Source organism: Streptomyces sp. WAC07094 (genome assembly GCF_036320405.1).
GTDB lineage: Bacteria > Actinomycetota > Actinomycetes > Streptomycetales > Streptomycetaceae > Streptomyces > Streptomyces lannensis.
In genome coordinates this window covers 1,741,725-1,765,265 of the sequence record NZ_JAVMJZ010000001.1, presented here as the reverse complement: position 1 = coordinate 1,765,265, position 23,541 = coordinate 1,741,725, and the positions used below count along the sequence as shown (strand labels likewise).

Below are 23,541 nucleotides of genomic sequence, written 5' to 3'. Positions count from 1 at the left end.
CGGGTCAGCCCCGGGCTGCCGCGGTCCGCAGGGCGATGCGGTCCTCACCCGCGTACACGTTCATGGAACTGCCCCGCAGGAAGCCGACCAGGGTCAGGCCGGTCTCGGCGGCCAGGTCCACGGCCAGCGACGACGGGGCCGAGACCGCGGCCAGCACCGGGATGCCCGCCATCACGGCCTTCTGGGCCAGCTCGAAGGAGGCCCGGCCCGAGACCAGCAGCACGGCCCGCGAGAGGGGCAGGTCGCCGTTCTGCAGGGCGCGACCGACCAGTTTGTCGACCGCGTTGTGCCGGCCCACGTCCTCACGGATGTCGAGCAGTTCGCCGTCCTCGGTGAACAGGGCCGCGGCGTGCAGGCCCCCGGTCCGGTCGAAGACCCGCTGGGCCGCCCTGAGCCGGTCGGGGAGGCTCGCGAGCAGCGTGGGGTCCAGCCGGACCGGGGGAGTGTCGGTGATGGGCCAGCGCGCCGTCGTCCGCACCGCGTCCAGGCTCGCCTTGCCGCACAGGCCGCAGGACGAGGTGGTGTAGACGTTGCGCTCCAGTGTGATGTCGGGGATCACCACGCCGGGCGCGGTCCGCACGTCCACCACGTTGTAGGTGTTGGAGCCGTCGACCGTGGCCCCCGCGCAGTACACGATGTTCTGCAGATCGCTCTGCTCGGCCAGCACGCCCTCGCTGACCAGGAACCCCGCCGCCAGCGCGAAGTCGTCGCCGGGGGTGCGCATGGTGATCGCGAGTGGTTTGCCGTTGAGCCTGATCTCGAGTGGTTCCTCGGCGACGAGCGTGTCGGGCCGGGCCGAGACCGCGCCGTCCCGGATGCGGATCACCTTGCGTCGTTCCGTGACTCGTCCCATGTCCTGATCAGCCCCGGTTCTGTACGTGCTGGCGGCCGAAACGGCCCTTGATGCCGAGGTCGCCTTCGGTCACCGGGTGGTCGTGCCGCGAGGTGACCTCGACGATCTCATTGTCCTGCACCCGCGGGGCGGGTCGGCAGCCCGCTCCGCGGTGGTCGCACACCGTGGTGGTACCCGTTCGAGCCGGACCGTCCCCGGACCGCGCGCGGCGCCGCGCCCGCCGGCCGGGGCCGACGGCGCACGGGAGACGGCGCGGACCGGTGCGGGGGCCCGGGCCGGGTCCCCGCACCGTGTCGTCTCATGCGGCGCTCCTGAGCGCGAGCAGGTCCGAGATGGCGTGGACGGTGCGCAGGGTGGGCACCTCGACCTTGGTGATCTCCGCCAGTTCGACGACGGCCGCCAGCAGGACGTCGAGTTCGAGCGGTTTGCCGCGTTCCAGGTCCTGCAGGGTGGAGGTGCGGTGGTCACCGACGCGTTCCGCGCCCGCGAGCCGCCGCTCGATGGAGACGCCGACGGTGCATCCGAGGGCCTCGGCGACCGCGAGGGTCTCCTGCATCATGGTCTCGATGACCTTGCGGGTGCCGCCGTGCAGGCACATCTGGCGCATGGTCGCGCGGGCCAGTGCGCTGATGGGGTTGAAGGAGATGTTGCCCAGCAGCTTGAGCCAGATGTCATTGCGCAGGTCCGGCTCGACGGGGCACTTGAGTCCGCCCGACTGCATGGCCTCGCTGAGTGCCTGACAGCGGTCCGACACACTGCGGTCGGGTTCCCCGATGGAGAATCGGGTTCCTTCGAGGTGGCGGACGACCCCCGGGGCCTCCAGTTCGGTGGCCGCGTAGACGACGCATCCGATGGCCCGTTCGGGCGCGAGCACCGCACTGACCGCGCCGTCGGGGTCCACACTCTCGATGCGATGGCCCTCGTAGGGGCCGCCGTGCCGGTGGAAGTACCACCAGGGGATGCCGTTCTGGGCGGCCACGACCGCCGTCGTGTCGTGCAGGAGCGGCTCGATCAGCGGCCCGCACGCCGCGTACGAGTTGGCCTTCAGGCCCAGGAACACATAGTCGACGGGGCCGACCTCGGCCGGGTCGTCGGTGGCGTGGGCGTGCGCGGTGAAGTCGCCACGTGGGCTGATCACCCGCACTCCGTCCCGCCTCATGGCCGCCAGATTCGGTCCACGGGCGATGAGATGCACATCGGCGCCCGCACGGTGGAGTGCGGCACCGACATAGGCGCCGATGGCTCCGGCGCCGAGGACTGCGACTTTCACAGGAACACTCCGTTCGGTCGAGGGAGTACCGCGGAGGTGACGCGACGCGTCGAATCATGTCGACGAAATATTGTCTACAGTATGGAGATAGTGCGCGGCAAGGGTTCGCGCAGCGTCCGGGGCGGGAGGCGACGACCGTTCGGCGCAGCCTGGATACCGCTCACCGCATACGGTCGACGCGACCGTTTTCAACAACCCACGGGGTTCGTACCGTCCGGGATCATGAGTCCTCCTGTTGCTCCCCCGGGATGGAGCCGTTGGCTGGTTCCGCCCGCCGCTCTTTCGGTCCACCTCTCCATCGGACAGGCCTACGCCTGGAGCGTGTTCAAGCCGCCGCTGGAGTCCGCACTCGACCTCAACGGCACCCAGAGTGCGCTGCCGTTCCAGCTGGCCATCGTGATGCTCGGTCTGTCGGCCGCGTTCGGCGGCACGCTCGTGGAGCGCAACGGACCGCGCTGGGCCATGACCGTCGCCCTGATCTGCTTCTCCTCCGGTTTCCTGATCGCGGCGCTGGGGGCGCAGACCGAGCAGTACTGGCTGATCGTCCTCGGCTACGGCTTCGTCGGCGGCATAGGCCTCGGCATCGGTTACATCTCCCCCGTCTCCACGCTCATCAAGTGGTTCCCGGACCGGCCCGGCATGGCCACCGGCATCGCCATCATGGGGTTCGGCGGCGGCGCGCTCATCGCCTCGCCGTGGTCGGCGCAGATGCTGGAGTCCTTCGGCTCCGACCACTCGGGCATCGCGCTCGCCTTCCTCGTTCACGGACTGTCCTACGCCGTCTTCATGGCGCTGGGTGTCCTGCTGGTGCGGGTGCCGCGCACCGAGAAGCCCGTGGAGGACGGGCCGAGCGCCTTCGAGGGGGTCCAGGTCTCGGCGGCGAGCGCCGTGCGCACCCCGCAGTTCTGGTGCCTGTGGATCGTGCTCTGCATGAACGTGACCGCCGGCATCGGGATCCTCGAGAAGGCCGCCCCGATGATCACGGACTTCTTCACGGACACCTCCACACCGGTGTCGGTCTCCGCGGCCGCCGGCTTCGTGGCACTGCTGTCCGCTGCCAACATGGCGGGCCGTATCGGGTGGTCATCCACCTCGGACCTGATCGGACGCAAGAACATCTACCGCGTCTACCTGGGCGTCGGCGCGGTCATGTACCTGCTGATCGCGTCGTTCGGCGACTCGTCGAAACCGCTGTTCATCCTGTGCGCGCTCGTGATCCTCTCCTTCTACGGCGGCGGCTTCGCGACGATCCCCGCCTATCTGAAGGACCTGTTCGGGACGTACCAGGTCGGCGCGATCCACGGCCGCCTGCTCACCGCCTGGTCCACGGCGGGCGTTCTCGGTCCGCTGATCGTGAACTGGATCGCCGACCACCAGAAGGAAGCCGGCAAGCACGGTTCGGCCCTCTACGGCCTCTCATTCATGATCATGATCGGGTTGCTCGTCATCGGGTTCGTCGCCAACGAGTTCGTGCGGCCGGTCCACCCCCGCCATCACATCCCCGCACCGCAGGAGGTCGCCGATGGCCGGCGAGAGCAGCCAGCGTGACCGCCGCGCACTGATCGCCCTCTCCTGGGTGTGGGTGGGTGCGCCCCTGTGCTACGGCCTCTACGAGCTCGTCCTGAAGGCCAAGCAGCTCTTCACCGGGTGAGGCCGAAGAGCCGTACGGGAGACCCCCGGGCGTCCGGGGGTCTGCGGGAAGCCGACAACAGGGGCGTCCCATTCCTGTCGGTTCACGTGCCGTCGTACCGGTGAGTCACTGATCAGACTGTGGATCCCGCTACCCGAGGCAATGAGGGGGATCCGCCCATGAACGGCTCGCGTATCGCCGCCGTCGGCCACTACCAGCCCGCCCAGGTCCTCACCAACGAGGACCTGGCGGGCATGGTCGACACGAGCGACGAGTGGATCACGAGCCGGGTGGGCATCCGGACCCGCCACATCGCCGGGGCCGACGAGCCCGTCGACGAACTGGCAGCACACGCCGCCGCCAAGGCCCTCGCGTCGGCCGGCCGGGGGCCCGCCGACATCGACCTCGTCGTGGTCGCCACCTCCACCGCCGTCGACCGCTCGCCGAACACGGCCGCCCGTGTGGCCGCCCGGCTCGGTGTCCCGTCCCCGGCGGCGATGGACATCAACGTCGTCTGCGCGGGATTCACCCATGCCCTCGCCACCGCGGAGCACGCCCTGCGCGCGGGCGCCGCCACCCGGGCGCTGGTCGTCGGCGCGGACAAGATGTCCGATGTGACGGACTGGACCGACCGCGCGACCTGCGTACTGGTCGGGGACGGCGCCGGTGCGGCCGTCGTCGAGGGGTGCCCTCCGGGCGAGGAACCCGGGATCGGGCCCGTGCTGTGGGGGTCGGTGCCCGAGATGGGGCACGCGGTGCGCATCGAGGGCACACCACCGAGGTTCGCCCAGGAGGGGCAGAGCGTGTACCGGTGGGCGACCACCCAGCTCCCGCCCATCGCCCGGCGGGTCTGCGAGCGGGCCGGGACCGCGCCGGAGGACCTCGCCGCGGTGGTGCTGCACCAGGCGAACCTGCGCATCATCGAGCCGCTCGCCGAGAAGCTCGGCGCGGTGAACGCTGTCGTCGCCCGCGATGTCGCGGAGTCGGGGAACACCTCGGCGGCGAGCATCCCGCTCGCGTTGTCCAAGCTGGTGGAGCGCGGGGAGATCTCGAGAGGCGACCGGGTGCTGCTGTTCGGCTTCGGCGGAAACCTCTCCTACGCCGGACAGGTCGTCCGCTGTCCGTGACCGGCCGTGCCGCTCGGGTGTGACAAGCCCAACTCGCCGTGCCCCTGGCCATGGTGCCCCGTAGACTGTAGACGAAAGACACTGGCCTTCCGGCCACCGCGCCGCCGTTGCCCTGGAGGGGGACCGCGATGTTGTCGACAGGACTGCCGCAGGGAGCGGTGCCCAAACTCGAGCGGCCCGGTCCGCTGCGCGACCGGGTCTACGAGGCGGTGCTCGAACTGATCACCACCCGCGCGCTGCAGCCCGGCCAGCACCTCGTGGAGAGCGAGCTCGCCGGACACCTCGGGGTCTCCCGGCAGCCGGTGCGTGAGGCGTTGCAGCGGCTGAACACCGAGGGATGGGTCGATCTGCGGCCCGCCCAGGGTGCATTCGTGCACGAGCCGACGGAGGAGGAGGCCGATCAGCTCCTGACGGTGCGCACGCTCCTGGAGGCCGAGGCGGCCCGGCTCGCCGCCGCCAACGCGGGCAGTGCCGGCATCGCGGCCCTTGAGGAACTGTGTGCTCAGGGCGAGGGCGCCGTGGCGAACGACGACGTCGACGGGGCGGTCGCGATGAACGCCCGCTTCCACGCGAAGGTGATGGAGCTGGCGGGCAACGCGGTGCTCGCCGAGCTCGCCGGCCAGGTCGACCGCCGGGTGCGCTGGTACTACACGCCGGTCGCCCGTCAGCGCGGCAGGCAGTCCTGGGTCGAGCACCGCGAACTGATCGCGGCGATCGCGGACCGCGACGAACAGCTGGCCACCCAGCTCATGCGCGAGCACACCGAACACACACGACGGTCGTATCACGCACGGGCCAAGTAACGCCTGACAGCGCCTGACCGGCGGCCGCTTCCGGGGCACAGGGGCCCCTCCGGGGCGGCCGTCCGTGTTGTGCACGGCCTTGCGGTCGCGGCTTCCGCCTCGCCCCGCACTTCCGCGACGTGGCCGACGGCGGTTCCGGCGCGCAGACCCGCCCGGTGGCGAGACACCGGTCGCCGAGCGCGGGCTGCGGGAGGCTGTCGTCTGCGCCAGGGTCGACCTCAAGCGAATCGCCACCCACCGGCCGGACTCGCCCCGCGTCGCCGGACCGCTCGTCACCGACCGGCTCCGCGCCTACGACCTGCCGGGTGCCGCAAGGTTTTCGCGGACAAGAAGTCCGGCACGAACGATTCCATGTCTTCGCCGCTCTGGCGGAGTTCCTCCGCGAACCATGGACGGCTACAGGCCCGCCCGGGTCAGCAGCCACTCCATGCGCTCGACGGGAAGGAACGGCGAGGCACCGGCGGCCTCCGCCACGTGCTCCGAGGAGTCGGCGAGGAGTCGGTACAGGGATGGGAGCGGGAGATTGCGGTGGGGAGCGACCGCACGGCGGACGCGGTCCTCGGGGTCGGAGGCCAGCTTCTCGGCGAGTTCCGACGGCAGATTCGGATCGCGGGGGGCGAACGAGCGGAGCCGGGGTTCAGGGTCGGTGGCGAAGCGGCGCAGGGCCTCTGAGGGGAACGTCAGGACCTCCTCGTTGTCCCACCAGAACGTGAACTTGTCCCGTCGGCGGTAGCGGCGCTCGATGTTCTCGGCGGTCGTGGGATCGACCAGGTGCGGGGCGGTGCGCGCCATGGTGAGGCGGACGATCTCCTCCTCGTCGTCGAGCAGTCGGGCCACCGCGTCGGCGGGGAGGGCCTTGCTGAGGGCTGCTGAGACCCGGAAGGCGACATAGGGCGAGTCGATGTGCGGCAGCGGATCGGCCGTGACCCATTGCAGACGCAGGATCCGCAGCTCCGTGGGCGCGGCGACGTCCAGGTACCACTGCAGGACCGTTTCGTCGTCGGCGTCGGGGCTCGGGTCGGCCATCGAACGCGAAAGCTCGTGGACCGAGGTGTGGATCTGCGCCCGCACGTGCTCCGGCGTGTCAGGTCGGGCGAAGACCTTCACCCGGACGCTCAAGGCCGGATCGACGGCAAGGGCCTCGCGGACCGACGGCGGCAAGTCGGGGTGCCGGGCGAGTTCGGCGCGCACCTCGCTGTCCGGATCACCGGCGAGCCGCAGGAGAGTGTCCGCGTCGAGAACGGCGTGAATCACCGCGCCCGCCCGGGTCACAGGGTCCGCCAACAGCGTCGGCAGCAGGTCCGAGGGCGGTACCGGATGCGGCCGATGCGCGAAGTAGGTCGAACAGGCCGCGGCGCGGACCTCGGCCTCGGGATCGGTCAGCAGGATCCGGCGGACCGCTTCCGGCGCTTGGGTCCAGTGCTTCGCCAGCGCTGCCCGGATCGAGGGAACGGAGTCTGCGACGAGGCGGGCCCGGAGGTCGGGCGGCGTGTGTTGACCCCGGGCCAGGTACGCACGGACCTGTGGGTCGGGATCGTCGATGAGCTGCTCCAGCATCTCCCTCGGCGCGGTCGCGGCGCGGACAACGAGCGCGGACCGCACCGCCTTGTCCGGATGGGCGGCCAGACGGATGCGGAACCGGTCCGGCAGCCGGTCGTTGAGCGCCAGGCCGTGCAGGAGCCAGTGGTCGCCCATCGCGATGATCTCGGCGAGCATGTCCTCGGTGAGGTCCGGACGCCTCGCGACCTTCCCCTCACCTCGCGGCCATGCGAACAGCCGCCGGACCATGGGAGCCGGCAAGGCCGAATTCACCGCCAACCCGTCCATCACCTTGTCGAGGTGGACCGGAGTCAGAGCGTCGGCGTCCATGCGGCCAGGATGCCAGGCGGACTTCGGCGCGAAGCCGCCGGGCTGCGGTCGGCACCGATCAGGGCTCGCTCGGCGTCCGAGACGCGGCGATGCACCGACCACGGGGAGCAACGTGTCACCCGGCCCCGGACCCGTCTTTGTCCTGTGAGTGGAGAAAGATTGCGGGAATCCCTGCGAGACTTCTTCCCACTCCCGGCAGTCGCTGCTACGTTCCACTCGAAAGCCCGACACTGGTAGCCGAATTGAGGCGGGGAGGGGCGCGTGAGACGCATGACCGCACGACCGGCGAACGCGCACCAGGCCCGCCTGCTCAAGCTGTTGCGCGACGGAGGACCCAACTCCCGGGCGCAGCTGGGCGATCAGGTCGACCTCTCGCGGTCCAAGCTGGCCGTGGAGGTGGACCGGCTCCTGGAGACGGGACTGGTGGTCGCGGACGGGCTCGCCGCCTCGCGCGGTGGTCGCCGCTCGCACAACATCCGGCTCGCCCCGAACCTGCGCTTCCTCGGCGTCGACATCGGCGCGACCTCGGTCGACGTCGCGGTCACCAACGCCGAACTGGAAGTGCTGGGGCACCTCAACCAGCCCATGGACGTACGCGAGGGCCCGGTCGCGGTCTTCGAGCAAGTCCTGGCCATGGCGGCGAAGTTGCGGGCCACGGGACTGGCCGAGGGCTTCGACGGCGCCGGTATCGGCGTCCCGGGACCGGTCCGCTTCCCGGAGGGTGTGCCGGTGGCACCGCCGATCATGCCGGGCTGGGACGGCTTCCCGGTACGGGAGGCCCTCAGCCAGGAGCTCGGCTGTCCCGTCATGGTCGACAACGACGTGAACCTGATGGCCATGGGGGAGCAGCACGCGGGCGTCGCACGCTCCGTGGGCGACTTCCTCTGCATCAAGATCGGTACCGGCATCGGATGCGGCATCGTCGTCGGCGGTGAGGTCCACCGCGGCACGACGGGCAGCGCGGGCGACATCGGGCACATCCAGGCCGTGCCCGACGGACGCCCCTGCGCCTGCGGCAACCGGGGCTGTCTCGAAGCCCACTTCAGCGGCGCGGCACTGGCCCGCGACGCGCTGGAGGCGGCCCAGCAAGGACTGTCGGCGGAACTCGCCTCCCGGCTGGAGACGAACGGCGGGCTCACCGCCGTCGACGTCGCCGCCGCGGCCGCGGCGGGTGATGCCACCTCGCTCGACCTCATCAGGGAGGGCGGCACCCGCACCGGCCAGGTCATCGCCGGCCTGGTCAGCTTCTTCAACCCCGGTCTCGTGGTGATCGGCGGCGGTGTGACCGGTCTCGGCCACACCCTGCTCGCCGCGATCCGCACCCAGGTCTACCGCCAGTCGCTGCCTCTCGCGACCGGCAACCTGCCCATCGTCCTCGGTGAACTGGGCCCGAACGCCGGTGTCATCGGCGCGGCCCGCCTCATCAGCGACCACCTGTTCTCGCCCGCGTAATCGGCTCGTCCGGCAAGAGATCCACCAGTACAGCGCCCTGCTCTGCCCTGCCCTGACAACGCCTGCCCGGCACGCGTTCCGCCCTGAAACCGGCTCGCACGCCCGCCGAGGGGAACCCACATGGCACCAGAAACACCGCTGCTCAGCATGTCCGGCATCACCAAGTCGTTCCCCGGAGTCCGGGCCCTCGACGGCGTCGACCTCGACGTACGGGCCGGTGAAGTGCACTGCCTGCTCGGCCAGAACGGGGCCGGCAAGTCCACCCTCATCAAGGTCCTGGCCGGTGCGCACCAGCCCGACACCGGCGCCATCCACTGGCGCGGCGAACCCGTCACGCTCCGCTCGCCGATCGCCGCCATGAGGCTGGGCATCGCCACCATCTACCAGGAACTCGACCTGGTGGAGCATCTGTCGGTGGCCGAGAACGTCCACCTCGGCCACGAACCCACCAGTGCCGGCTTCGTCGTACGGGGCAAGGCGGCTCGGGCGTCGACGGCCGCGCTGCTGCGACGGCTCGGCCACCCGGAGATCGACCCGGGGCGCCTGGTCGGGGAGCTGTCGGCCGCACAGCAGCAGATCGTGTCCATGGCGCGGGCGCTCTCCCACGACGTACGGCTCATCGTGATGGACGAGCCCTCCGCCGCGCTCGACCCGGACGAGGTCGACAACCTGTTCCGCATCGTGGGCGACCTGACCGCCGACGATGTCGCGGTCGTCTACATCTCGCACCGGCTCGAGGAGATCCGCCGCATCGGCGACCGGGTGACCGTCCTCAAGGACGGGCGGGCGGTGGCGGGCGGACTGCCGGCGAAGTCGACGCCGACCCGGGAGGTCGTGGCGCTGATGACGGGACGCAACGTCGAGTACGTCTTTCCCGAGCGGCCCTCCTCGGCCCCCACCGGCGCGCCCGTCCTTCAGGTGCGGGGGCTGGCGCGGGACGGCGAGTTCGCGCCGCTGGACCTGGAGATCCGCCCCGGTGAGATCGTCGGCCTCGCCGGTCTGGTCGGATCGGGCCGCTCCGAGGTCCTCGAGACGATCTACGGCGCCCGCAGGCCCACCGCCGGTCAGGTTCTCGTCGACGGGCGCCCGCTGCGCCCGGGGAGCGTCCGCGCGGCGGTGCGCGCGGGACTCGGACTCGCCCCCGAGGAACGCAAGGCCCAGGCGCTGCTCATGCTGGAGTCCGTCACCCGCAACGTCTCGGTCTCCTCCCTGTCCCGCTTCTCGCGCGGAGGCTGGATCGACCGTCGCGCCGAACTCGGCGCCGCACGCGCGTCGACCCGGGAGCTGTCCCTGCGCCCCGACAACCCCGCCGTACCCGTCCGCACGCTCTCCGGAGGCAACCAGCAGAAGGCCGTCCTGGCCCGCTGGCTGCTGCGCGGCTGCCGCGTGCTGCTGCTCGACGAACCGACGCGCGGCGTCGACGTCGGCGCCCGCGCCGAGCTCTACGCGGTGGTGCGCCGGCTCGCCGACGACGGCCTCGCGGTGCTGCTGGTCTCCAGCGAGGTGCCCGAGGTGCTCGGCCTGGCCGACCGTGTCCTGGTACTGCGCGAGGGCCGTGTCGTGCACACGGCGCCCGCCCGCGAACTCGACGAGCACCGTGTCCTCGACCTCGTCATGGAAGGGAGCCCGGCGTCATGACGCAGCCCGTGTCCCCGCCGCGCGACAGCACCGGCAAGGTGCCGTCGATCGGCCAACCGCCCGCCTGGCGCGTCCTCGTCGGCCGCGCGGACGTCCGTACCCTGTCCCTCCTGGGGGTGCTCGCCGCACTGGTCCTCATCGGCGGCATCACCAAACCGGACGAGTTCCTCGACACCCGCAACCTCCAACTCGTCCTCACCCAGGCGTCGGTGATCGGGGTCGTCACCGTCGGGATGACCTTCGTCATCACCTCGGGCGGGATCGACCTGTCGGTGGGCGCCATCGTCGCCCTCGCCTCCGTGTGGGCGACCACGGTCGCGACCCAGGAGTACGGATTCGCCGGCATCCTCTTCACGGCGATGGTCGTCGGGGTGGGCTGCGGGCTGGTCAACGGCCTGCTCATCGCATACGGCGGCATGGTCCCGTTCATCGCCACACTCGCCATGCTGGCCTCCGCGCGCGGTCTGGCGCTGCAGATCACCGACGGCCGGACGCAGATCGTCACCGTCGACGGGGTGCTCAAACTGGGCGAGCGCGACTCCTACGTGCTCGGCATCCCGCCGCTCGTGCTGGTCTTCGCCCTGGTGACGGTCATCGGCTGGCTGGTGCTGAACCGCACCACCTTCGGGCGCCGTACGGTCGCCGTCGGCGGCAACGCGGAGGCGGCCCGGCTCGCCGGCATCGACGTACGGCGCCAGCGGCTGTACCTCTACCTGCTGTCCGGGCTGTGCTGCGGCATCGCGGCCTTCCTCCTGATCATCCTGTCCGGCTCGGGCCAGAACACCAACGGCAATCTGTACGAACTGGACGCGATTGCGGCCGCGATCATCGGCGGCACGCTGCTCAGCGGGGGCCGCGGCACCATCGTCGGCTCCGTCCTGGGTGTCCTGATCTTCACCACGATCACCAACATCTTCGCCCTGAACAACCTGCAGAGCGACGTTCAGCAGATCGCCAAGGGCGCGATCATCGTCGCCGCCGTGCTGGTCCAACGCCGTACCGCAAGCACGACCTGAGGAAAGGGTTCACCGCCATGTCACAGCTCACCAGTCGCAGAGGGCTGCTCTTCGGGAGCGCCGCCGTGTCCGCCGGTGCCCTGCTCGCAGGTTGCACAAGCAATGAGACCAAGTCCGAGAAGCCCGCCGGGAACGACCAGCCGGCCGCCGACGACAAGCCCGGCAAGCACGTCACCATCGGATTCGCCGGCCCGCAGGCCGACCACGGCTGGCTCAACGCCATCAACGACAACGCCAAGAACCGTGCCAAGAAGTACTCGGACGTCACGCTGGAGATCACCGAGGGCTCCAACGACACCGCCGCGCAGATCGGCCAGATCGAGACCCTCATCAACAAGAAGGTCGACGTGCTGGTGGTCCTGCCCGCCGACGGCAAGGCGCTCACCCAGGTCGGGCTGAAGGCGATGCGGGCCGGAATCCCGGTCATCAACCTCGACCGCATCTTCAACACCCCGCAGGCCTACCGCTGCTGGATCGGCGGCGACAACTACGGCATGGGCCTCAGCGCCGGCCACTACATCGGCGAGAAGCTCAAGGGGAAGTCGGACGCCCGGGTCATCGAGCTGGCCGGCATCGACAACCTCGAGCTGACCAAGCAGCGCACCCAGGGCTTCGACGACGCCCTGAAGAACTACCCGAACATCAAGAAGGTGGCCCGCCAGGCCGCCGAGTTCACGGTGGAGTCGGGCCAGGCGAAGATGGCTCAACTCCTCCAGGCGCAGCCCAAGTTCGACGCGCTGTGGAACCACGACGACGATCAGGGCGTGGGCGCGCTGCGGGCCATCGAGCAGGCCGGGCGCGACGACTTCCTGATGGTCGGCGGGGCCGGGGCGCTGTCCGCGTTCCAGGCCATCAAGCAGGACAACGGCGTCCTCAAGGCGACCGTCCTCTACCCGCCGACCATGGCCGCCTCCGCGATCGACCTCGCGCGCGCCCTCGGTCAGGGCAAGGGCGTCGGCGGCCTCGCCGAGTACGAGATCCCGGCGTCGATCACGCTCTACTCGGCAGTCGTCGACAAGGACAACGTCGACCAGTACATGCCCACCGGCTTCCGCTGACGGGTTCCGCCCGCACCCCCCACGGCTCTTTCACCACGAGGACGAGGAGGACATCCGTATGGGACAGCCGCAGCAGCCGGACGGGACAGAGGGAGAGAAGCCGCCACTTCGCGTCGGCATGGTCGGTTACGCCTTCATGGGCGCCGCCCATTCCCAAGGCTGGCGCACTGTGGGGCGCGTCTTCGACCTGCCGCTGCGGCCGGTCCTGGCCGCGATCTGCGGCCGCGACGGCGCTGCCGTGCGAGCGGCGGCCGACCGGCACGGCTGGGCCGCCGCCGAGACCGACTGGCGCGACCTCGTCGCCCGGGACGACGTCGACCTCGTCGACATCTGCACGCCCGGCGACAGCCACGCGGAGATCGCGCTCGCCGCCCTGGCCGCCGGGAAGCACGTGCTGTGCGAGAAGCCCCTCGCCAACACGGTCGAGGAGGCCGAGGCCATGGTGGAGGCGGCCGAAGCGGCGCGGGCCGACGGCCGGTTGGCGATGGTCGGCTTCAACTACCGGCGCCTGCCCGCCACCGCCCTCGCCCGGAGCATGGTCGCCGAGGGCAGGCTCGGCACCCTGCGGCACGTACGCGTGACCTACCTTCAGGACTGGCTGGTCGACCCCGGGTTTCCGCTGACCTGGCGGTTGAGCAAGGAGCACGCCGGCTCGGGCGCCCTCGGCGACCTGGGCGCCCATATCGTCGACCTCGCCCAGTACCTGGCGGGGGAGCGGCTGGCCGGGGTCTCCGCGATCACCGAGACCTTCGTGCGGGAGCGTCCGCTGCCCGAAGGCCCCACGAGCGGCCTGTCCGCAGTATCGGCCGGCGGCACCGGAGCCGTCACCGTGGACGACGCGGCCCTGTTCACAGGGCGCTTCACCTCCGGTGCGCTCGCCTCCTTCGAGGCCACCCGCTACGCCACCGGGCGCAAGAACGCCCTGCGCATCGAACTCAACGGGGAGCGCGGTTCGCTGGCCTTCGACCTGGAGCGCCTCAACGAACTGTCGTACCACGACGGCACCGAGCCCGGCACACACGCCGGCTTCCGCCGCATCCTCGTCACCGAACCCGACCACCCCTACCTGGACGCCTGGTGGCCCCCGGGCCACGGCCTCGGCTACGAGCACAGCTTCGTCCACCAGGCCCGTGACCTGGTGCACGCGATCGCCGCGGGCCGCACCCCCGAGCCGTCCTTCGCCGACGGACTCCAGGTGCAGCGGGTCCTCGCGGCGGTGGAGGAGAGCGCCCAGAAGAACTCCGTCTACACCCCGACAGCGGTCTGAGGAGGCCTTGGTCATGCCGCGCACTTTCACGCTTTTCACCGGCCAGTGGGCGGACCTTCCGCTGGAGGAGGTCTGCCGGCTGGCCCGCGACTTCGGCTACGACGGTCTCGAACTCGCCTGCTGGGGCGACCACTTCGAGGTCGACAAGGCACTCGCGGACCCGTCGTACCTCGCCTCGCGCCACGAACTGCTCGACAAGTACGGCCTCAAGTGCTGGGCGGTCTCCAACCACCTGGTCGGCCAGGCCGTCTGCGACGCCATCATCGACGAGCGCCACCAGGCCATCCTTCCGGCGCGCATCTGGGGTGACGGCGACGGGGAAGGCGTACGGCGACGGGCCGCAGCCGAGATCGCCGACACCGCCCGTGCCGCCGCGGCCTTCGGCGTCGACACCGTCATCGGCTTCACCGGCTCCGCGATCTGGCATTTGGTCGCCATGTTCCCGCCCGCCCCCGAGTCGATGATCGAGCGCGGTTACGAGGACTTCGCCGAGCGCTGGAACCCGATCCTGGACGTCTTCGACGCCGAGGGTGTGCGGTTCGCGCACGAGGTCCACCCCAGCGAGATCGCCTACGACTACTGGACGACACAGCGGGCGCTCGAGGCGGTCGGCCACCGGCCCGCGTTCGGGCTGAACTTCGACCCCTCGCACTTCGTCTGGCAGGACCTGGACCCGGTCGGCTTCCTGTGGGACTTCCGTGACCGGATCTACCACGTCGACTGCAAGGAGGCCCGCAAGCGCCTCGACGGCCGCAACGGCCGCCTCGGCTCCCATCTGCCATGGGGAGACCCGCGCCGCGGTTGGGACTTCGTGTCCGCCGGGCACGGTGACGTCCCGTGGGAGGACGTCTTCCGGATGCTGCGCTCCATCGACTACCGGGGCCCCGTGTCCGTCGAATGGGAGGACGCCGGCATGGACCGGCTCCAGGGCGCCCCCGAGGCCCTTTCGCGCCTGAAGGCGTACGACTTCGAGCCGCCGTCGGCATCCTTCGACGCGGCGTTCGGCAACTGACCGCTTTTCCGCATCTCCGGGATGACGGCGCATCCCGGCGTCAGCACCCGCCCCGTACAACCGGCCCCTTTCTGGAGGCATTCGTGCACGGGAACGACCGCAACATCGGCACCGACAGAATCGAGACCCACAGACGACGCCGCCCGTCCCTGCGCAAGGCAGTCGCCCTCCTCGGCGGCGCACTGCTGGCAGGCGCGTCCCTCACCCTCGCCGCACCCCAGGCCGGCGCAGCCGTCACCGACCGGGGCGCCGTCGCCGCCGAGGACTTCCAGCAGGTCACCCTCGCCAAGGGCGAGGCGGAGGTCGGCGAGCCCATGTCGCTCGCCGTCCTCCCGGACCGCTCCGTCCTGCACACCTCGCGCGACGGTGAACTCCGCCTGACCGACGCGGCGGGCAACACACGGCTCGCCGGCAAGCTCGACGTGTACTCGCACGACGAAGAAGGCCTGCAGGGCGTCGGCGTCGACCCGCACTTCACCGACAACCGCTTCATCTACCTCTACTACGCACCCCCGTTGAGCACGCCCGCGGGCGACGCCCCCGAGAACGGCACCGCGGCCGACTTCACGCCTTTCGACGGTGTGAACCGGCTGTCCCGTTTCGTGCTCAAGACGGACGGCACGCTCGACCCGGCCAGTGAGAAGAACATCCTCGAGGTCAAGACGTCCCGCGGCATCTGCTGCCACGTCGGCGGTGACATCGACTTCGACGCGGCCGGCAACCTGTACCTGTCGACGGGCGACGACACCAACCCCTTCCAGTCGGACGGCTACAACCCGATCGACGAGCGCTCCGACCGCAACCCGGCCTTCGACGCCCAGCGTTCCGCCGGCAACACCAACGACCTGCGCGGAAAGATCCTGCGCATCAAGGTGAACGACGACGGCTCGTACTCCGTCCCGGACGGCAACCTCTTCCCGCCCGGCACGGACAAGACGCGCCCCGAGATCTACGCGATGGGCTTCCGCAACCCGTTCCGCTTCAGCGTGGACAAGGAGACCGGCATCGTCTACGTCGGCGACTACGGTCCCGACGCGGGTGCGGCCGACCCGAAGCGCGGCCCCGGCGGGCAGGTCGAGTTCGCCCGGGTCACCGGCCCCGGCAACTTCGGCTGGCCGTACTGCACCGGCGACAACGATGCCTACGTCGACTACGACTTCGCCACCGGGACGTCCGGCGCGAGCTTCGACTGCAACGCGCCGAAGAACAACTCGCCGCACAACACAGGTCTGACGGACCTGCCCCCCGCCCAGTCCGCCTGGATTCCCTACGACGGCGCGTCCGTGCCCGAGTTCGGCGACGGCTCGGAGTCCCCGATGGGCGGCCCGGTCTACCACTACGACCCCGCGCTCGACTCGCCGGTGAAGTTCCCCGAGGCCTACGACGGCAACTTCTTCGCGGGTGAGTTCGGGCGCCGCTGGATCAAGCGGATCGTCAGCGACACGGACGGGAACGTGCAGTCGATCAACCCCTTCCCGTGGACCGGCACCCAGGTGATGGACATGGCCTTCGGGCCCGACGGCGCGCTCTACGTCCTCGACTACGGCACCGCCTGGTTCGGCGGCGACGACAACTCCGGTCTGTACCGGATCGAGAACGCGACCGACGGCCACTCGCCGGTGGCGCAGGCGGCGGCGAGCAAGACCTCAGGTCAGGCACCCCTGAAGGTGGCGTTCTCCTCCGCGGGAAGCAGCGACCAGGACGGTGACGCGCTCACCTACAGCTGGGACTTCGGTGACGGAAGCACGTCGACCGCCGCAAACCCCTCCCACACGTACCGGAAGAACGGGACCTACACGGCGACCGTCACCGCCAAGGACACCGACGGCCGGACCGGCGGCGCGAGCGTGCAGATCGTCGTCGGCAACACGGCACCTAAGGTGACCGTCGAACTCCCCCAGGACGGCCAGCTGTTCAGCTTCGGCGACGCCGTTCCGTTCAAGGTGGTGGTCACCGACCCGGAGGACGGGAAGAGCGTCGACTGCTCGAAGGTCACGGTCAACTTCGTCCTCGGCCATGACACCCACGGCCACCCGATCACCTCGGCCAACGGCTGCTCCGGCACCATCCAGACCACCGCCGACGGCGGTCACGACGAGGACGAGAACATCTTCGGCGTCTTCGACGCGCAGTACACGGACGGTGGAGGCGGCGGACAGGCCCCGCTCACCTCGCACGACCAGAGCGTCGCCCAGCCGCGGCACCGCCAGGCCGAGCACTTCGGCACCTCCTCCGGCATCTCGGTGATCACGAAGGACACCGCGCACGGCGGCAGGACGGTCGGCGACATCGACAACGGCGACTGGATCTCCTTCACCCCGTATGTCCTGAGCAACGCCAAGAAGATCACGGCGCGCATCTCCTCCGGCGGTGCGGGCGGCACTCTCGAGGTCCGCGCGGGCTCGGCGAAGGGGACCCTGCTGGGCAAGGCGACCGTACCGGTGACGGGCGGCTGGGAGAACTTCCAGGACGTCAGCGCGAACCTGTCCCGCGCCCCGAAGGGCACGACCACGCTCTACCTGGTCTTCAAGGGGAGCACCGGGTCCGGCGCCCTGTACGACGTCGACGACTTCACGTTCACGACGAGCTGAGGAGGGGAGCCATGCACACGACCAGCAGACTGACGACCGCCGTTGTGGGAGCGGCCCTGCTGCTCGGCTGTGTCTCGGGGCCCGCCGCCTCGCACTCCGCCGACGGCAAGCGCGTACTGGTCTTCTCCAAGACCGCCGGCTTCCGGCACGACTCCATCCCGGACGGTGTCGCGGCGGTGCGGCAACTCGGCGGGACGGGCGGCTTCGCCGTCGACGCGACGGAGGACGCGGGCGCCTTCACCTCGAAGAACCTCAAGCGCTACGACGCGGTGGTGTTCCTGTCGACGACGGGAGACGTGCTCGACTCCGTGCAGCAGAGCGCCTTCGAGGGCTACATCAGGCACGGCGGCGCATACGTCGGTATCCACGCGGCCGCCGACACCGAGTACGACTGGGAGTTCTACGGCGGCCTCGCCGGCGCCTACTTCCAGTCGCACCCGGCGATCCAGCAGGCAAAGGTGGACGTGGAGGACCGCGCCCACCCGGCGACCTCGGAGCTGGCGCCGACCTGGGAGCGGACCGACGAGTGGTACAACTACCGCTCCAATCCCAGGGAGAGGGCGCACGTCCTCGCCTCGCTCGACGAGTCGTCGTACACCGGCGGCACCATGAACGGCGACCATCCGATCGCCTGGTGCCAGAACTATCAGGGCGGTCGCGCCTTCTACACCGGAGGCGGCCACACGAAGGAGTCCTACACCGACCCCGCCTTCCTCGCGCACCTGCGGGGCGGGATCGCCTGGGCGATCGGCGACGCCCAGGCGGACTGCCGCCCGGAGAACGGCTACCGGCCGCTCTTCGACGGTACGGCCGAGTCGCTGTCCGGCTGGAAGCAGGCGGGTCCGGGCTCCTTCACCCTCGACGACGACGGCAGCCTGACGTCGTCGGGCGGTCTGGGCATGCTCTGGTACGCCGCGTCGCCCTTCTCCAGGTATTCGCTGAAGCTCGACTGGAAGACGGCCGGTGACGACAACTCCGGTGTGTTCGTGGGCTTCCCGCCCTCGGACGACCCGTGGTCGGCCGTGGACAACGGCTACGAGGTCCAGATCGACGCCACCGACGTGCCCGAGAAGACCACCGGGTCCGTTTACGGCTTCCGCTCCGCCGATCTGAAGAAGCGCGACCGAGCGCTGAATCCGCCGGGCGAGTGGAACACGTACGAGATCCGCGTGGAGGGCGAGCACCTCCGCGTGTGGCTCAACGGCGTCAAGATCAACGATTTCACCAACACCGATCCGGCGCGGAGCCTGCGCGACGGACACGTCGGCATCCAGAACCACGGATCCGGCGACGAGGTGTCCTTCCGGGACATCCGCATCAAGGAACTGCCCGCCAAGGGCAAATGAGCGGCGGCGGGCGGGAGACGCCGGACTCCCGCCCGCCGTCTTCCTCCCGACCTGCCGAGGTTCGCAACGCAAGGAGGCTGCCCATGTCCGCGTCCCCTTCCCGAGCCCGTGCCGGTGTGTGGCTGATCGGTGCCCGCGGCTCCGTCGCCACGACCGTCGTCGCGGGGTGCGCCGCCGTCAGTGCGGGTCTGCACCCACCCACCGGCATGGTCACCGAGACGTCCGTGTTCGCCGCCTCGGGGCTTCCGGCGCTGTCGTCCCTCGTCTTCGGCGGCCACGACACGGTGGACTGCCCGCTGCCCAAACGCGCGGAGGCACTGGCGGCCGGCGGAGTGCTGCCGCCCGGTCTGCCCTCGGCCGTCATGGCCGAACTCGCCGCCGCCGACCGTGAGATCAGGCCGGGCGGCCCCGGCCCGGCCGACACGCGGAGCGAGGAGGAGCTGATCGCCGCGTTCGCCGGGGACATCGACGACTTCGTGCAACGGCGCGGCCTCGAACGAGTGGTGGTGGTGAACGTGGCCTCCACCGAGCCCCCAGCGACCGGTGACGCGCTGCCGCCGAGCTCGCTGTATGCGGCGGCCGCGCTCAGGGCGGGCTGCCCGTACGTGAACTTCACCCCCTCGACCGGCCTGCACCATCCGGCCCTGGTGGGCGCCGCGACCGCGAGCGGACTGCCGTACGCGGGCCGCGACGGCAAGACCGGGCAGACACTGCTGCGTTCGGTGCTGGGGCCGATGTTCGCGCAGCGGGCCCTCACGGTGCGGGCCTGGTCCGGGACCAATCTGCTGGGCGGCGGCGACGGCGCCTCGCTGGCTGATCCGGACGCGGCCGCCGCCAAGAACGCCGGCAAGGAGCGGGTCCTCACCGACACTCTCGGCACATCCGTCGAGGGCGAGGTGCACATCGACGACGTCCCCGCCCTCGGCGACTGGAAGACCGCCTGGGACCACGTCGCCTTCGACGGCTTCCTCGGCGCGCGCATGGTGCTCCAGACCATCTGGCAGGGCTGCGACTCGGCGCTGGCCGCACCGCTGGTGCTCGACCTGGCGCGGCTCGCGCTGCGCGCCCATGAGGCCGGTCTGTCCGGCCCCCTGGACGAACTCGGCTTCTACTTCAAGGATCCGGTGGGGCGGGGACCTTCGGCGCTCGGGGAGCAGTACGCGGCGCTGGCCGGTTTCGCGGACCGGTTGCGGGCGACGGGCGCCGAAGAGGGCCCGGAGGGACCGCGATGAGCCATGGCGACACGGCCACGGACCCGGTCGACGCACCCGGTGCTCGCAGGGTCGGCGGCGGCCGGACCGGACTCGGAGCCTGGGCCGAACTGCTGCGCCTGCCCGCCCTGTTCACCGTTCCCGGAGACGCACTGGCCGGTGCGGCCGCGGTCCCGGCGACCCCGGGTCGCCGCACCGCCCTGGCCATCGGCTCCTCCCTGTGCCTGTACGAAGCGGGGATGGCCCTCAACGACTGGGCCGACCGCGACGAGGACGCCCTGGAACGCCCTCACCGCCCCCTGCCCTCCGCAGGCCTCGCCCTGGCCCGCTGCGCCCGCTGCGCCGGCCGTCCCGCGTTCCGGGTCGCGGTCCCGCTCGCGGCCACCGTATGGGCGTACGACCTGGGCCTGAAGCGCACACCGGGCGGCCCGGCGGCGATGGCGGCGGCACGTGGCCTGGACGTGCTCCTCGGGGCGGCGGCCACCGGGGGACCCATCCGGCCGGCTCTCGCCCCGGCCGCCCTCCTCGGCAGCCACACGCTCGCGGTCACCACCGTGTCCCGCCACGAGACGCGGGGCGGCTCACCCCTGTCCGGACTGGCCGCACTGGTCACGACCGGGGCGCTGACCCGGCTCCTGCCGAGCCGGGAAGCAGGGGCCATCGCCGCGGGGACACCGGCACGGCCCACGGGCACCCTCGGCGCGGTGCTCGCCGCCGCCTATGCCGCGACCGCCGCCCGGCCCTACCTCCACGCCACCCTGAATCCGTCGCCCCCGCTCACCCAACGCGCCGTGGGAGCCGGCATCCGCGCCACGATCCCGCTCCAGGCGGCGCTCGCGGCCCGCTCCGGGGCCCCGGTCAGCGCGCTGCTCACCGCGGCTCTGGGCCCTCTCGCCGCGAAGTTCGCGAGGAAGGTGAGCGTGACATGACCCCCGGATCTGGCGCGCTCCGTTTCGGTTACGGCACCAACGGCCTCGCCGACCTCCGTCTCGACGACGCCCTCGCGCTGCTCGCCGACCTCGGCTACGACGGCGTCGGACTGACCCTCGACCATATGCACCTCGACCCGCTGGCCCCCGACCTGGCCTCCCGCACGCGCAGGCTCGCCCGCCGCCTGGAGACCCTCGGCCTGGAGGTCACCGTCGAGACCGGTGCCCGCTATGTGCTCGACCCGCGGCGCAAACACGGTCCCTCCCTCCTGGAAGCCGCCCCGGACGACCGGGCCCGCCGTGTCGACCTGCTCTCACGGGCCGTCCGGATCGCCGCCGAGCTCGGCGCCCACGCGGTGCACTGCTTCAGCGGCACCGTCCCGGAGGGATGCGACGAGGACACGGCGTGGAAGCGGCTCGCCGAGGGGCTCACCCCCGTCCTCGAGGCCGCGGCAGCGGCGGACGTCCCTCTCGCCGTCGAACCCGAACCGGGCCATCTCCTTGCCACCCTCGCCGACTTCCACCGGCTGAGGGAGGCCCTCGCGGACCCCGAACACCTCGGCCTCACCCTCGACGTCGGACACTGCCAGTGCCTGGAGCCCCTGTCTCCCGCGGACTGCGTACGTGCGGCCGCCCCCTGGCTGCGGCACGTCCAGATCGAGGACATGCGCCGGGGAGTGCACGAGCACCTCCCCTTCGGAGAGGGCGACATCGACTTCCCGCCGGTCCTCGCGGCCCTGTCGGACGCCGCCTACCGGGGGCTGACCGTTGTCGAGCTGCCCCGCCACTCCCACGCCGGGCCCCACCACGCCCAGCTCTCCCTGCCGTTCCTCCGCACAGCGGCGGCGGCCGCCACCACCCACAGGCCGGTCGCCACCCCCACCCACGGCGTGCCCTCCGCCACCCCCGATGGGAGCTCTGCATGACCCACCCCCACGCCGCCCCGGACACCCCCGCGTCCGGTGCCTCGCTCGCCCGCACCCCACCGGAGGAGCTGCACGCCCGACTCGGCACCCACCTCGACGCGGCCGCCAGCGCCTGGCTCGACCGGTCACTCGACGAGGCCGCCGCCCACCCCGGCGCCCACGGCCCCATCTCCGTCTGGGAGTTGCGCCTCGCGGAGGCCGGACGCCGCTGCGGTCCCGTACACGCCGACGCGGCCCGTGTCCTCATCCTCCACGCGGCCCGCGCCGACACCACGGCACTCACCCGGGTCTACCGGCAGGGCACCGCCGACGAGCGACGTGCCGTCCTGCACGCCCTGGCCCATCTCGTGCCGGGCCCCGAGGCCCTTCCGCTCGTCGAGGACGCGCTGCGCACCAACGACACCCGGCTGGTGGCCGCCGCCGTCGGCCCGTACGCGGCCCGGCATCTCGCCACCCACCTCTGGCGGCACGCCGTCCTGAAGTGCCTGTTCACCGGCGTGTCCGTCGCCGGTGTGACGGACCTCGCGCGGCGCGCCCGCGGTGACGCCGAACTCGCCCGCATGCTGCGCGACTACGCCGCCGAGCGGACCGCCGCGGGCCGCCCCGTGCCGGAGGACCTGCACCGCGTCCTCGCCCTGACCGAGTCCGCGCCCACTCCGCCCCCCGCGGACGCCCCCCACGGCAAGGAGTCCTGATGCGCATCTTCGACCCCCACATCCACATGACGTCGCGGACCACGGACGACTACGAGGCCATGTACGCCGCAGGCGTCCGCGCCCTGGTCGAACCGTCCTTCTGGCTCGGTCAGCCCCGTACCTCTCCCGCCTCCTTCCTCGACTACTTCGACTCGCTCCTGGGCTGGGAACCCTTCCGCGCGGCCCAGTACGGCATCGCCCATCACTGCACCCTCGCCCTCAACCCGAAGGAGGCGGGCGACCCGCGCTGTGTGCCGGTCCTCGACGAACTGCCCCGGTACCTCGTCAAGGACCGGGTCGTGGCCGTCGGCGAGATCGGCTACGACTCGATGACCCCCGCCGAGGACACCGCTCTCGCCGCACAGCTCCAGCTCGCCGCCGATCACGGGCTGCCCGCGCTCGTCCACACCCCGCACCGCGACAAGATCGCCGGCCTGCGCCGCACCCTCGATGTCGTGCGGGAGTCCGCGCTGCCCCCGGACCACGTACTGGTCGACCACCTCAACGAGACCACTGTCAAGGAGGCCAAGGACAGCGGCTGCTGGCTGGGGTTCTCCGTCTACCCCGAGACCAAGATGGACGAGGGGCGGATGGTCGCGATCCTGCGGGAGTACGGGCCCGAACGGGTCCTGGTGAACTCCGCGGCGGACTGGGGCAGAAGCGACCCGCTCAAGACCCGCAAGGTCGCCGACACGATGCTCGGGGACGGCTTCACCGAGGACGAGGTCGACCGGGTGCTGTGGCGCAACCCCGTCGCGTTCTACGGGATCAGCGGACGGCTCGACCTCGCTCCCGCCGGCACGGCGGCGACCCACGAGGGCAACTCGATCCTGCGCGGCGGTGAGTGA

At 71.1% G+C, this 23,541-nt stretch carries 20 protein-coding genes and 1 pseudogene; 17 read left to right on the top strand and 4 right to left on the bottom strand.

Features of this window, described 5'->3' with window-relative positions:
• Positions 1-4: 4 nt before the first annotated feature.
• The 3 genes and pseudogenes from fdhD to RCR19_RS07680 form a co-directional block, all read right to left on the bottom strand.
• A complete protein-coding gene (fdhD, locus tag RCR19_RS07690) occupies positions 5-853 on the bottom strand; it encodes a formate dehydrogenase accessory sulfurtransferase FdhD (protein WP_331264442.1) in 849 nt (282 codons plus the stop codon).
• Positions 854-860: 7 nt separating this feature from the next.
• A pseudogene (locus RCR19_RS07685) lies at positions 861-1,037 on the bottom strand (Fe-S-binding domain-containing protein); the annotation flags it as partial.
• 114 nt (positions 1,038-1,151) lie between these two features.
• On the bottom strand, positions 1,152-2,123 hold the full coding sequence (locus RCR19_RS07680; protein ID WP_331264441.1) for a 2-dehydropantoate 2-reductase: 972 nt from the start codon (positions 2,121-2,123) through the stop codon (positions 1,152-1,154).
• Between the two features lie 222 nt (positions 2,124-2,345).
• Between RCR19_RS07680 and RCR19_RS07675 the strand changes: the two genes are divergently transcribed.
• The 4 genes from RCR19_RS07675 to RCR19_RS07660 all read left to right on the top strand — a co-directional run bounded on the left by RCR19_RS07675 (position 2,346) and on the right by RCR19_RS07660 (position 5,683).
• Positions 2,346-3,671, top strand: coding sequence for an OFA family MFS transporter (locus tag RCR19_RS07675; RefSeq protein WP_331264440.1), 1,326 nt, complete (start codon positions 2,346-2,348; stop codon positions 3,669-3,671).
• The gene (locus RCR19_RS07670) at positions 3,646-3,774 is read left to right on the top strand and encodes a hypothetical protein (RefSeq protein WP_331264439.1); all 129 of its coding nucleotides are present in this window, start codon (positions 3,646-3,648) and stop codon (positions 3,772-3,774) included. Before RCR19_RS07675 ends, RCR19_RS07670 begins: the two co-directional genes overlap by 26 nt.
• A gap of 158 nt (positions 3,775-3,932) precedes the next feature.
• Positions 3,933-4,880: a beta-ketoacyl-ACP synthase III gene (locus RCR19_RS07665; protein WP_331264438.1), complete on the top strand. Its 948-nt coding sequence runs from the start codon at positions 3,933-3,935 to the stop codon at positions 4,878-4,880.
• 128 nt (positions 4,881-5,008) lie between these two features.
• Positions 5,009-5,683: a GntR family transcriptional regulator gene (locus RCR19_RS07660; RefSeq protein WP_331264437.1), complete on the top strand. Its 675-nt coding sequence runs from the start codon at positions 5,009-5,011 to the stop codon at positions 5,681-5,683.
• 396 nt (positions 5,684-6,079) lie between these two features.
• On the opposite strand, the gene RCR19_RS07655 is transcribed toward RCR19_RS07660, so the two are convergent.
• Positions 6,080-7,552: a hypothetical protein gene (locus RCR19_RS07655; protein WP_331264436.1), complete on the bottom strand. Its 1,473-nt coding sequence runs from the start codon at positions 7,550-7,552 to the stop codon at positions 6,080-6,082.
• A 270-nt stretch (positions 7,553-7,822) separates the two neighbouring features.
• On the opposite strand from RCR19_RS07655, the gene RCR19_RS07650 reads away from it, so the two are divergent.
• The 13 genes from RCR19_RS07650 (at position 7,823) to RCR19_RS07590 (ending at position 23,541) form a co-directional block, all read left to right on the top strand.
• Complete coding sequence (locus RCR19_RS07650) at positions 7,823-9,004, top strand: ROK family transcriptional regulator (protein WP_059129344.1); 1,182 nt, start codon at positions 7,823-7,825, stop codon at positions 9,002-9,004.
• Positions 9,005-9,124: 120 nt separating this feature from the next.
• Entirely contained in the window at positions 9,125-10,642 is a 1,518-nt protein-coding gene (locus RCR19_RS07645; protein ID WP_331264435.1) for a sugar ABC transporter ATP-binding protein, read from the top strand.
• The gene (locus RCR19_RS07640; protein WP_331264434.1) at positions 10,639-11,658 is read left to right on the top strand and encodes an ABC transporter permease; all 1,020 of its coding nucleotides are present in this window, start codon (positions 10,639-10,641) and stop codon (positions 11,656-11,658) included. The genes RCR19_RS07645 and RCR19_RS07640 overlap by 4 nt, the downstream gene beginning before the upstream one ends.
• 17 nt (positions 11,659-11,675) lie before the next feature.
• Entirely contained in the window at positions 11,676-12,716 is a 1,041-nt protein-coding gene (locus RCR19_RS07635; RefSeq protein WP_331264433.1) for a substrate-binding domain-containing protein, read from the top strand.
• Between the two features lie 58 nt (positions 12,717-12,774).
• Positions 12,775-13,983 (top strand): Gfo/Idh/MocA family oxidoreductase, encoded by a 1,209-nt coding sequence (locus RCR19_RS07630; protein ID WP_331264432.1) that lies wholly within the window; start codon positions 12,775-12,777, stop codon positions 13,981-13,983.
• A gap of 13 nt (positions 13,984-13,996) precedes the next feature.
• Positions 13,997-14,995: a sugar phosphate isomerase/epimerase family protein gene (locus RCR19_RS07625; protein WP_331264431.1), complete on the top strand. Its 999-nt coding sequence runs from the start codon at positions 13,997-13,999 to the stop codon at positions 14,993-14,995.
• Positions 14,996-15,078: 83 nt separating this feature from the next.
• A complete protein-coding gene (locus tag RCR19_RS07620) occupies positions 15,079-17,586 on the top strand; it encodes a PQQ-dependent sugar dehydrogenase (protein WP_331264430.1) in 2,508 nt (835 codons plus the stop codon).
• A gap of 11 nt (positions 17,587-17,597) precedes the next feature.
• Positions 17,598-18,932 carry a ThuA domain-containing protein gene (locus RCR19_RS07615; protein ID WP_331264429.1) on the top strand — a complete coding sequence of 445 codons (1,335 nt, stop codon included), beginning with the start codon at positions 17,598-17,600 and terminating at the stop codon, positions 18,930-18,932.
• An 83-nt stretch (positions 18,933-19,015) separates the two neighbouring features.
• The gene (locus tag RCR19_RS07610; RefSeq protein ID WP_331264428.1) at positions 19,016-20,164 is read left to right on the top strand and encodes an inositol-3-phosphate synthase; all 1,149 of its coding nucleotides are present in this window, start codon (positions 19,016-19,018) and stop codon (positions 20,162-20,164) included.
• Positions 20,161-21,072: an SCO3242 family prenyltransferase gene (locus RCR19_RS07605; protein ID WP_331264427.1), complete on the top strand. Its 912-nt coding sequence runs from the start codon at positions 20,161-20,163 to the stop codon at positions 21,070-21,072. The genes RCR19_RS07610 and RCR19_RS07605 overlap by 4 nt, the downstream gene beginning before the upstream one ends.
• On the top strand, positions 21,069-21,998 hold the full coding sequence (locus tag RCR19_RS07600) for a sugar phosphate isomerase/epimerase family protein (protein ID WP_331264426.1): 930 nt from the start codon (positions 21,069-21,071) through the stop codon (positions 21,996-21,998). The genes RCR19_RS07605 and RCR19_RS07600 overlap by 4 nt, the downstream gene beginning before the upstream one ends.
• On the top strand, positions 21,995-22,693 hold the full coding sequence (locus RCR19_RS07595) for an EboA domain-containing protein (RefSeq protein WP_331264425.1): 699 nt from the start codon (positions 21,995-21,997) through the stop codon (positions 22,691-22,693). The genes RCR19_RS07600 and RCR19_RS07595 overlap by 4 nt, the downstream gene beginning before the upstream one ends.
• Complete coding sequence (locus RCR19_RS07590) at positions 22,693-23,541, top strand: TatD family hydrolase (RefSeq protein ID WP_331264424.1); 849 nt, start codon at positions 22,693-22,695, stop codon at positions 23,539-23,541. The genes RCR19_RS07595 and RCR19_RS07590 overlap by 1 nt, the downstream gene beginning before the upstream one ends.